9 protein-coding genes are annotated in these 10390 nt (G+C 62.1%); 4 read left to right on the top strand and 5 right to left on the bottom strand.

Annotated features, from left to right (window positions below; translation table 11 throughout):
* From EOA22_RS13790 to ugpB, 4 genes are all read right to left on the bottom strand, one after another.
* Positions 1–1061: sn-glycerol-3-phosphate import ATP-binding protein UgpC (locus tag EOA22_RS13790; protein ID WP_024503776.1), on the bottom strand; the 1061-nt coding region annotated here is incomplete at its 3' end.
* A gap of 7 nt (positions 1062–1068) precedes the next feature.
* Entirely contained in the window at positions 1069–1917 is an 849-nt protein-coding gene (ugpE, locus tag EOA22_RS13785) for a sn-glycerol-3-phosphate ABC transporter permease UgpE (protein WP_013529415.1), read from the bottom strand.
* A 9-nt stretch (positions 1918–1926) separates the two neighbouring features.
* The gene (gene ugpA, locus EOA22_RS13780) at positions 1927–2847 is read right to left on the bottom strand and encodes a sn-glycerol-3-phosphate ABC transporter permease UgpA (protein ID WP_050580468.1); all 921 of its coding nucleotides are present in this window, start codon (positions 2845–2847) and stop codon (positions 1927–1929) included.
* A gap of 157 nt (positions 2848–3004) precedes the next feature.
* Complete coding sequence (gene ugpB, locus EOA22_RS13775; RefSeq protein WP_013529413.1) at positions 3005–4315, bottom strand: sn-glycerol-3-phosphate ABC transporter substrate-binding protein UgpB; 1311 nt, start codon at positions 4313–4315, stop codon at positions 3005–3007.
* 361 nt (positions 4316–4676) lie between these two features.
* Between ugpB and EOA22_RS13770 the strand changes: the two genes are divergently transcribed.
* Positions 4677–7109: an EAL domain-containing protein gene (locus tag EOA22_RS13770; RefSeq protein WP_063169084.1), complete on the top strand. Its 2433-nt coding sequence runs from the start codon at positions 4677–4679 to the stop codon at positions 7107–7109.
* Between the two features lies 1 nt (position 7110).
* Here the strand turns inward: EOA22_RS13770 and EOA22_RS13765 are convergent, their stop codons facing one another.
* Entirely contained in the window at positions 7111–7800 is a 690-nt protein-coding gene (locus EOA22_RS13765) for a TlpA disulfide reductase family protein (protein WP_063169085.1), read from the bottom strand.
* Between the two features lie 35 nt (positions 7801–7835).
* Here EOA22_RS13765 and argH point away from each other — a divergent pair, with 35 nt between their 5' ends.
* From argH to EOA22_RS13750, 3 genes are all read left to right on the top strand, one after another.
* Complete coding sequence (gene argH, locus EOA22_RS13760; RefSeq protein ID WP_063169086.1) at positions 7836–9236, top strand: argininosuccinate lyase; 1401 nt, start codon at positions 7836–7838, stop codon at positions 9234–9236.
* Positions 9237–9387: 151 nt separating this feature from the next.
* A complete protein-coding gene (locus tag EOA22_RS13755; RefSeq protein WP_013529409.1) occupies positions 9388–9594 on the top strand; it encodes a lipoprotein in 207 nt (68 codons plus the stop codon).
* A gap of 62 nt (positions 9595–9656) precedes the next feature.
* On the top strand, positions 9657–10390 hold a 734-nt coding region (locus EOA22_RS13750; protein WP_164755413.1), incomplete at its 3' end, for a diaminopimelate decarboxylase.

Genomic DNA, 10390 nt, shown 5'->3' with positions numbered 1-10390 from the left:
TAGCCGACGCGCTTTCCGGCCTGATCGAACCAGTGCAGCTTTTCTGCCTTGGCAACCACGCGCAATTGGTTGCCAACCGTGGCGGTGGCGCGACCCGCGACCCGCACGACGATCCTGCTGCCACCTGCAGCGCAGTGAAGGAAACTTTCGGCGCCTACCGGTTCGACTGCCTCGACCAGCGCCGGCAGGATGAGCGCGCCGGACGGTGCCTCGGACCCGAAGGTGACGTCGGCATCCTCGGGGCGGAAGCCGAGCGTGACGGCGTTCGCAGGCGCAAATTCAATCGTCTTGCCATCAGCCAGCGCCGGACCAGCCGGCCCTTGCGAAAGGGGCAGGAGATTCATCGGCGGCGCGCCAATGAAGGAAGCGACGAAGGTCGAGGCCGGCCTTTCGTAGACGTCGAGCGGCGCCCCCATTTGTTCGACCAGTCCGGCATTCATGACGACGAGGATGTCGGCCAACGTCATCGCCTCGAGCTGGTCATGTGTGACATAGACCGACGTGACGCCAAGCGAGCGCTGCAGGTTCTTTATCTCGACGCGCATCTGGCCACGCAATTTGGCATCGAGATTGGAAAGCGGCTCGTCGAAAAGGAAAACCCTCGGATTGCGCACAATGGCACGACCCATGGCGACACGCTGGCGCTGGCCGCCGGAAAGCTCGCGCGGGCGGCGGTCGAGCAGCGCCGAAAGTTCCAGTATTTTCGCCGTCGCGCGGACCCGGCTGTCGATCTCATCTTTCGGCGTGCCGCGGTTGCGCAGCCCATAGGCCATGTTGTCGTAGACTTTCATATGCGGATAGAGCGCGTAGTTCTGGAACACCATGGCGATGTCACGCTCGGTCGGACCGGTTGAATTTACGATCTTGCCGTCGATCGCAACTGTTCCCGAGGAGATGGTTTCAAGCCCGGCGATCATTCTGAGCAGCGTGGACTTGCCGCAACCCGACGGGCCGACCAGCACGCAAAGCTCCTTGTCGGGAACCGCGATTGAAACGCCCTTCACGGCCTCGAAACCGCTGGGGTAGACCTTCTTCACATCCTTCAGATCGACGGTCGCCATCAGCTTCTCACTTTTCGGAATCGACCAGGCCGCGAACGAACCAGCGTTGCATCAGCACCACGACCAGGATCGGCGGCACGATGGCCAGCATCGCTGTAACCATGACCAGGTGCCATTGCGTATCGGCATCGGCGAAGGAGACCATCTTTCTGAGCGCGATGACGATCGTGTTCATGTTGCTGCTGTTGGTGACGAGCAACGGCCACAGATACTGTGTCCAGCCATAAATGAAGAGGATGACGAACAGCGCCGCGATATTTGTCCGCGACAGCGGCAACAGGATATCGAAGAAGAAGCGCCACGGCCCCGCACCGTCGACCCGCGCCGCCTCAACCAATTCGCCAGGAATCGTCATGAAGAACTGGCGGAACAGCAGCGTGGCGGTGGCCGAGGCGATCAGCGGGATGATCAGGCCCGCATAAGTGTCGATCATGCCGAGATCGACCATCACCTTGTAGGTTGGCAGGATGCGCACCTCGACGGGGAGCATCAGGGTGATGAAGATCAGCCAGAAGAAGGTCATGCGCAGCGGAAAGCGGAAGAACACGATCGCATAGGCAGACAGGATCGAGATGAATATCTTTCCCACCGCGATGCCGAGCGCCATGATCGTCGTGTTGAGCAGCAGCCTGCCGACGCTGACGCCGCCGATGCGGCCGACACCGCCGAACAATGCCTCGCTGTAATTGTTCCAGAACTGATCGCCGGGCAGGAGCGGCAATGGCGGCCTGAGGATCGTTTGCAGCGTCTGCGTCGAGGCAACGAACGTGTAGTAGATCGGGAAGGCGACGATCAATATGCCGAGGATCAGCATGGCGTGGGCGATGACGGTGCGGAGCGGTGACTGGCCGATCATCGCTCGCCCTCAGCCGTAATGGACTTTGCGTTCCACATAGCGGAACTGGATGGCGGTGAGCGAGATGACGATGATCATCAGGATGACCGACTGCGCCGCCGAGTCACCGAGGATCAGATTGACGAAGCCGTCATTGTAGACCTTGTAGACCAGCGTCTCAGTCGTCTTGCCCGGACCGCCCCCGGTGACGGCATGGACGATGCCGAACGTGTCGAACAGGGCATAGACGGTGTTGACGACCAGCAGGAAGAAGGTCGTCGGCGCAAGCAGCGGGAAGACGATGGTCCAGAATCGCTTGGTCTCGCCGGCGCCGTCCATGGCCGCCGCCTCGATCAAGGCTTTCGGCACCGCCTGCAGGCCGGCGACGAAGAACAGGAAATTGTAGCTGATCTGCTTCCAGGCAGCGGCGGACACCAGCAGGATCATGGCGTGGGTGCCATTGAGCAGTGGATCCCAGGCGATGCCGAAACTCCTCAGCATGTAGGCCAGCGACCCGATCGAAGGGTTGAAGAGGAATAGCCACAGCATACCGGCAATCGCCGGCGCCACCGCGTAGGGCCAGATCAAGAGCGTGCGGTAGAGACCTTTGCCGCGCACCACCTTCTCTGCCATGACCGCCAGCAGGAGCGCCACGCACATGGCGACGATAGCGGTCGCAAGGGAAAACACCACCGTGACCTTGATCGAGTTCAGGTAGGCCGGATCGGCAAGCACTTTCCTGAAATTGGCGAACCAGACGAACTTGGTCCTCAGCCCGAACGGATCCTGCCTGAGCATGGATTGGTAGAACGCCTGACCGGCCGGCCAGTAGAAAAAAACGAGCGTGATGGCCAGTTGCGGCGCCACAAGCAGGTAGGGAAGGACCTTGTTGGGGAACACGACGCGAGGGGTCACGGAGCCACTCCGAGGTGATGAGGCGGGGGGCACCATGCGGCACCCCTCTCCGCCAAGATGGCTTTGATGAGCGTTTCGGACTGGGCATCATCGACCATTGGCGAAATCGCAAGGCACGGCAAAACTCCCCTCACGAGGGGAGATGCCCGGCGGGACAGATGGGTGCGCCGTAGAGCAAGGACCTGCGCTCGCTCTAATTCCCCAGCGCTTCCTTGATCGCGGCATTGCCACGCGTAACCGCATTGTCGAGCGCCTGCTGCGCGGTCTGCTGGCCGGCGAGCATCTTCTCGAACTCCTCGTTCTGGATATCGCGCACCTGCGGCAGATTCGGCAGACGTACGCCCTTGGAATTGTCGGTCGGCGTCTTACCCGTCATCTGCAGGATCGGGGTCTCGCGGCCGACATTCTTGTCATAGAAACCGGACTTCTTGGTCGCTTCATAAGCCGCCAGCGTTACCGGCAGATAACCCGACTTCTGGTGCAGGTATTCTTGCACCTCGGTCTTCGACAGGTAGGCGAAGAAGGCCGCGACGCCCTTGTATTCCTCATCGGATTTGTCCGCGAAAACCCACAGGCTGGCGCCACCCGGCGTCGTGTTCTGCGGCGCACCCTTGGCGTCGCTGTCATACGGCAATTGGCCAATGCCGTAATTCATGCCGGACTTGACGATATCGCCAAGTCCGCCGGACGATTCGGTCATGATCCCGCATTCGCCCGCAAGGAAGATCTGCTTGGCTTCGGAGGTGCGGCCGCCATATTTGAAGGTGCCGTCCTTGGCGAGGTCCGCCAGCGCCTGGAAATGGTTGACGAAAATCGGCGCGTTGATCTTGAGCTCGACATCGCCGCCGGCCAGACCGTTCTGCTGGGTGGCCCATGACACGTCATTCCAGGCCGCGAAATTCTCCAGATGTATCCAGGTCAGCCAGGTCGAGGTGTAGCCGCAGGCGGCCGCGCCGCTCGCCTTGATCTTCTTGGCGTCTTCCCACACTTCATTCCAGGTCTTGGGTGGGCTATCGACGTCGAGACCAGCCTTCTTGAAGATATCCTTGTTGTAATAAAGGATCGGCGAGGAGGAGTTGTAGGGGAAGGAGAGCATGGTGCCGTCCGGCTTCGAATAATAGCCGACTATGCCTGGCAGATACTGGCTCTTGTCGAAGGTCATTCCAGCGCTGGTCAACACATCGGCTGCGGGCTTGATGGCACCTTCGGCCGCCATCATCACGCCGGTGCCGACGTCGAACACCTGGATGATGTCTGGCGCCTGGCCCGCGCGGTAGGCGGCAATGCCGGCATTCAGCGTCTCGGGATACGTGCCTTTGAACACCGGAACGAGCTCATAGTCGCTCTGGCTGGCATTGAAATCTTTGGAGATCTTGTCGACGACTTCGGCATTGGCGCCAGTCATGGCGTGCCACCAACTGATCTGCGTGACGGCAAAAGCGGAGGTTGAGGAAAGCGTCATAAAGGTAGCGGCAACACCGGCCGCGAAGCCGAAGGACTTCATGTTTCATCTCCCGTTTGTCATTGGCGAAAGGGGGCACTCCCGCGAAGGCAATATGTGTCGCTCATGACAATCAGACAACGGTTTTGTTGCAGATCGACGAACTTCACCCTTTACCTGACGCAACGCTCGTCTCCGCTTGGAGGCATGGGAAGCGATGCGGTTAGCCGGCTTAGCGCGACGACAAGCGCGCCAGGAACCACCGTCGGGACCGTCAAGCTGGCTTTCGGCGTGTCAGCCCTGATTGCAGCCGCAGCAACCCGAAGAGACACGCCAAGGTTGCAGCCGACTTTATCGATCCCTCAACGGCAACGCGCTACTCAATCCTGCTGCCCTGTTTATTTCCAAAGCTCAGGTGAAATAAATGCTGACGGTCTACAATTGTATCGTCAACGAACATGATCTGAGACTGGTCGCACTCGCCGCGTTGATCTGCGGAATTTCCTGCTTCTCTGCTGTCAACCTGCTTCAGCACATAAGCCGTTCCACAGATCGGAACCGGCTTGCCTGGCTGATGATCGCGGCCACTTCGACCGGCTTTGGCATCTGGGCAACGCACTTCATCGCCATGCTCGCATTCACACCGGGCATACCCAGTGCCTATGATCCGGCACTCTCCGTGCTTTCGCTCGCTGCTTCGGTCACTTTGACGGCAGCCGGCATGTGGATCGCCACCTTGCGGGATGAGTTCGACTATCATCTCGTCGGCGGCGCCGTGCTGGGCGGCGGTATCGCAGCCATGCACTACATCGGCATGGCGGCGTTCGAGGTTCAGGGCCGTATCGAGTGGAACCTGTTGCTTGTCGCCGTTTCCCTGCTGGCCGGCGTAACGCTCGCGGCGCTGGCGCTGCGTGTCGTGCAGCGCCGCCCCTCCTTGAAGGCGACATCCGGCGGCGCGGTGCTGCTGACGCTGGCGATCTGCACCCTGCATTTCATCGGGATGGGTGCCGTCTCGATCTTCCCCGATCCCTCGATCGTCATATCCGAATACACGATCGAGCCGACCTCGCAGGCTTTCGCGGCCGCCGCCGCCACACTGGTGATCCTGGTTCTGTCGGCATCGGCGCTGTGGATCGATTTGCGCTTCCGTCGCCAGAAGCTCGAGGTCGACCGCATGCACGGCCTGGCCAATGCCGCCGTGGAGGGGCTGATCGTCTGCGACGGCAACCGCATCATCAGTGCCAATGACAGCATTGCGGCACTGACGGGCAAAGCAACAGCGACCCTGAACGGAATGCAGCTTGGCGATCTCTTCGGATCCGATATCTCGGGCTTCGGCGAACAGCCGCAGGAGGCCGAATTGAGCGGTCGCGATGGCACGAGCATTCCTGTCGAGCTGATCGCCAGGAGCATCGACTACTGTGGCAAACCGCACAACGTGGTCGCGGTCCGCGACATTCGCGAGCGCAAGAAGGCGGAACAGGAGATCCTGCGGCTTGCCCATTTCGATCCATTGACCGGACTGGCCAATCGCCGCAGCTTTTCCGGCCGGCTGGAGACGGAAATCGCTGCGATGGTCCGGACCAGGAAAGGCGGCCAGCTTGCGCTTCTGCTGCTTGATCTCGACCGGTTCAAGGAGGTCAACGACCTGTATGGGCACGGCGCAGGCGACGCCATGCTGCAGAAGGTTGCGCAGTGCGCGACCGGTATCCTTCGTCCAGGGCAGATGGTGGCGCGGCTGGGCGGCGATGAGTTCGCCATCATCGCGCCGAACCTGGCCGACCCGTTGGAGGCGGGCCGTATCGCCAACGCGGTGCTGACCGCCATGCGCGAGGAAAACCGGCTCTCGGTCGGCGGCGGCCTTGTGTCGGCAAGCATCGGCATTGCGCTGTATCCGTCGGATGCCGAAAACCAGGCCAGCCTGATAAGCCACGCCGATACGGCACTCTACCGGGCCAAGACCGAAGGCAAGGACACTTACCGTTATTTCGAAGCATCGATGGGGGCCGAGGCCCGCGACAAGCGCGTCATGGAGCACGAACTGCGCCAGGCGGTCGCACGCCAGGAGTTCTATCTCGTCTACCAGCCGCAGAAAGAGATCAGCAGCGGAAAGATGGTCGGCTTCGAAGCGTTGGTCCGCTGGCGGCATCCGACTCGCGGCGACGTGTCGCCGGCCATATTCATCCCGGTGGCCGAAGACAGCGGCGCCATTGGCCAGATTGGCGAATGGGTGCTGACGGCTGCCTGCGAGGAAGCCGCCCGCTGGGAAAATCCGCTGACAGTGGCCGTCAACGTTTCGGCGGTGCAGCTCCACAACACGAATTTCAGCCGCAAGGTCCACGAAACATTGCTGAATTCCGGCCTGGCGCCCGGCAGGCTCGAGCTTGAGATCACCGAGACGGCGCTTGTCAAGGACATGCCGCGGGCGCTGGCCACCTTGCGGCAGGTCAAGGCGCTGGGCGTGCGCGTGGCCATGGACGATTTTGGAACCGGCTATTCCTCGCTCTCCAACCTCCGCGCCTTCCCCTTCGACAAGATCAAGATCGATGGCTCCTTCATCAAGTCGGTCGACAAGAACGGCCAGGTCGCGGCGATCGTGCGCGCCGTCCTGGGACTTGGACGTGGTCTCGGCCTGCCGGTTCTGGCGGAGGGGGTCGAGACGCTCGGCGAACTGAAATTCCTGGACGCCGAAGCCTGCGAGATCGGCCAGGGCTATTATATCGGCAGGCCAGCTCTCATCGAAGAATTCGGCGAGCTGACCGGTGTCGTCGCACCCGCTGTCGGCAGCAAACCCGCTACCTTGCGCGACAGAAGCGTTCTGGCCTTCGCACCGGCACCTGCGCTAGCCACACGCTAGACTAGAGGCTCTCGGGCTTGAGTGCCGTCTCGACCAGCCGCCTGGCGTCCGGCCCCGACCATTCGGCCGGGCCGTTCATATGGGCGATCAGGCAGCCCTCGCCGTCGACCAGCATGGTGACAGGAAGGCCTAGCGCCAGGCCGCGCTTCTTGAGGTCGTTGAACAGCGCCATCGTCGAATCCCGGTAATAGCCAAGCGTCGCGACGCCGGTATCGCTGAGGAACTTCTTCGGCTTCACATCGTCGCCGGCATCGACATTGACGGCGATCACTTGAAAGGCGTCGCTGCCCTTTTCCTTCTGCAGCGCATCGAGCGCCGGCATTTCGGCACGGCACGGGGCGCACCATGTCGCCCACAGATTGAGCAGCACCGTCTTGCCGGCATGATCGGCAATCGTCATCGGCTTGCCGTCCGGACCGTTGAAGGCAAGGCTCTTCAGGGATTGTGGCGGATCGGCCGGCAAAAGTGCCGCGACCTCACCGGTGGCCGAAGCCGCGACCTTCTTGGCGCGGTCGCTCTTGGCCGCGCAGGCCACGTCGTCCTTGCTCTCACCCACGGCAGCTTGTGCCGGTGCATTGTTGCCAGACCGGCTCTCGCTGACATATACCGCGACCGCGCCCGCCAGCGCGCCCGCCACCAAGGCGGCGAGGATCAGGCGCGGGGCCGGGAAGAATCTACTACCGTCTGCCATTTTCTCAAAACTGCTCCGAAGCACGGGTTATAGCCATGAGCGATAAGAAAACCAGCAACCAGATGTGGGGCGGACGTTTTGCCTCGGGTCCGGCCGCCATCATGGAAGCGATCAACGCGTCTATCTCCTTCGACCGCAAACTCTATGCGCAGGACATCAAAGGCTCGATCGCCCATAGCGAGATGCTGGCGCAAACGGGCATTATTTCGGCGGCCGATCAAGAAAAAATCGCTGACGGGCTGAACACGATCCTGAGAGAGATCGAGGCCGGCAGCTTCGAGTTCTCGACGCGGCTCGAAGACATCCACATGAACATCGAGGCGCGCCTTGCCGATCTGATCGGCCCGGCGGCCGGCCGCCTGCACACCGCCCGCTCGCGCAACGATCAGGTCGCGGTCGATTTGCGGCTCTGGGTCAAGGAGGAGTGCTTTCGCGTCGCCGAGGCGTTGAAGGGGTTGATTGAGGCGCTGCTGGAGCGGGCCGAGGAGCATGCGGCGACCGTGATGCCGGGCTTCACCCATATGCAGGCGGCCCAGCCGGTGACCTTCGGCCATCACTGCATGGCCTATGTCGAGATGTTTTCGCGCGACCTGTCGCGTGTCCGCGATGCGATCGAACGCATGGACGAAAGCCCGCTCGGTGCCGCCGCACTTGCCGGCACCAGCTTCCCGATCGACCGCCACCGGACCGCCAAGGGGCTCGGCTTCCGCGAGCCGATGCGCAATTCGCTCGACAGCGTCTCGGATCGCGATTTCGCGCTCGAGTTCCTTGCCATGGCCGCGATCTGCGCCACGCATCTGTCGCGGCTGGCCGAAGAGATCATCATCTGGTCGACGCCGCAATTCGGCTTCGTCAGGCTGTCGGACTCGTTTTCCACCGGCTCGTCGATCATGCCGCAGAAGAAGAATCCCGATGCCGCCGAACTGGTGCGCGGCAAGACCGGCCGCGTCACCGGCCATCTGGTCGGCCTGCTGACGGTGATGAAGGGCATGCCTTTGACCTATGGCAAGGACATGCAGGAAGATAAGGAATCGGTATTCGACGCCGCCGAGACGCTCGACCTGATGCTGGCGGCGATGACCGGCATGGTCTCGGACATGACGGTCAACGCAGCCGCGATGAAGAAGGCCGCCGGCTCCGGCCACGCGACAGCAACCGACCTTGCCGACTGGCTGGTGCGCACGCTCGGCCTGCCGTTCCGAGAGGCGCATCATGTCACCGGCCGGGCGGTGGCGCTGGCCGAAGACAAGAAGGTGGGGCTGGAGAAGCTTTCGCTGGAGGATCTGCAGTCGATCGATCCCGGCATCACGGCCGACATATTCTCAGTGCTGGCGGTGCAGAACTCGGTCAAGAGCCGCACCAGTTTCGGCGGCACCGCGCCGTCGGAAGTGAGGAAGCAGATCCGCGCCTGGAAAAAGCGACTGGCGAAAGCGTAATGCCGGATGTTGCGCCAGCAATATCCCGGACATGCGACCAGCAATATCCGGACGTTGCGCCAGATATTGCGACGAGCAATATCTCGGGGTGCAATGCGCCGAGAACTCGGCTAAAAGCGGCGGCTGACAAACGTTTCGGACGGATGGATCGATGACCGGAAGCAGGATTTTGGTGACGCTGACGCTGCTGGTGGCGATCGCGGCCGTCTCGGCCTGCGGCAGGAGGGGCGGTCTCGACACGCCCTATGAGGCGGCCGTGCAGGCGCGCAAGGATGCCTCGAAGGCCCATCAGCCCGTGCCGCCGGAGCCAGAAAAACCGGTCAAGGACAAGAAGTTCATCCTCGACCCGCTGATCTAGGCCGACGAGAGCGGGGCCTTCCAACCCGATCTCATCTTGCCGCAGCTTCCGGAATCACTCCCGTGAACCATTTCGACTACCGCGACGGCGTGCTCCGTGCCGAGGACGTGGCGATACCAGATATCGCCGCACAGGTCGGCACGCCATTCTACTGCTACTCGACGGCCACCCTGACCAGGCACTACCGGGTGTTTGCCCAGTCCTTTGCCGGGCTCGACACGCTGGTCTGCTACGCCATGAAGGCCAATTCCAACCAGGCCGTCCTGCGGACGCTGGCGAAGCTCGGCGCCGGCGCCGACGTGGTTTCGGAAGGTGAATTGCGCCGGGCGCTGGCCGCCGGCATTCCGGCCGGCAAGATCCTGTTTTCGGGCGTCGGCAAGACTGCGCGCGAAATGGACTTTGCCCTTGCCGCCGGCATTCTCTGCTTCAACGTCGAGTCCGAGCCTGAACTTGAGCTGTTGTCGGCGCGAGCCGTTGCCCTTGGCAAGGTGGCGCCGATCTCGCTGCGCATCAATCCCGATGTCGACGCCAGGACCCACAAGAAGATCTCCACCGGCAAGGCCGAGAACAAATTCGGCATCCCGTGGCAGCGGGCGCGGCAGGTCTATGCCCGCGCGGCAACGCTTCCCGGCATCAGGATCACCGGCATCGACACCCATATCGGCAGCCAGATCACGGAGCTGCAGCCCTTCGACGACGCCTTCGCCCTGCTTGTCGATCTGGTCGGCGCGCTGCGGGCGGACGGCCATGCCATCGAGCATATCGACCTCGGCGGCGGCCTCGGCATCCCCTATCG

Source organism: Mesorhizobium sp. M7A.F.Ca.US.014.04.1.1 (assembly GCF_003998745.1).
GTDB lineage: Bacteria > Pseudomonadota > Alphaproteobacteria > Rhizobiales > Rhizobiaceae > Mesorhizobium > Mesorhizobium ciceri.
The sequence above is the reverse complement of the archived record's forward strand: the minus strand, read 5'-3'. Positions and strand labels throughout refer to the sequence as shown.

Coding starts and splice junctions, on each gene's coding strand:
- ugpE (WP_013529415.1), bottom strand. CDS start 1,917: ATGATCGGCCAGTCACCGCTCCGCACCGTCATCGCCCACGCCATGCTG.
- ugpA (WP_050580468.1), bottom strand. CDS start 2,847: ATGGTGCCCCCCGCCTCATCACCTCGGAGTGGCTCCGTGACCCCTCGC.
- ugpB (WP_013529413.1), bottom strand. CDS start 4,315: ATGAAGTCCTTCGGCTTCGCGGCCGGTGTTGCCGCTACCTTTATGACG.
- EOA22_RS13770 (WP_063169084.1), top strand. CDS start 4,677: ATGCTGACGGTCTACAATTGTATCGTCAACGAACATGATCTGAGACTG.
- EOA22_RS13765 (WP_063169085.1), bottom strand. CDS start 7,800: ATGGCAGACGGTAGTAGATTCTTCCCGGCCCCGCGCCTGATCCTCGCC.
- argH (WP_063169086.1), top strand. CDS start 7,836: ATGAGCGATAAGAAAACCAGCAACCAGATGTGGGGCGGACGTTTTGCC.
- EOA22_RS13755 (WP_013529409.1), top strand. CDS start 9,388: ATGACCGGAAGCAGGATTTTGGTGACGCTGACGCTGCTGGTGGCGATC.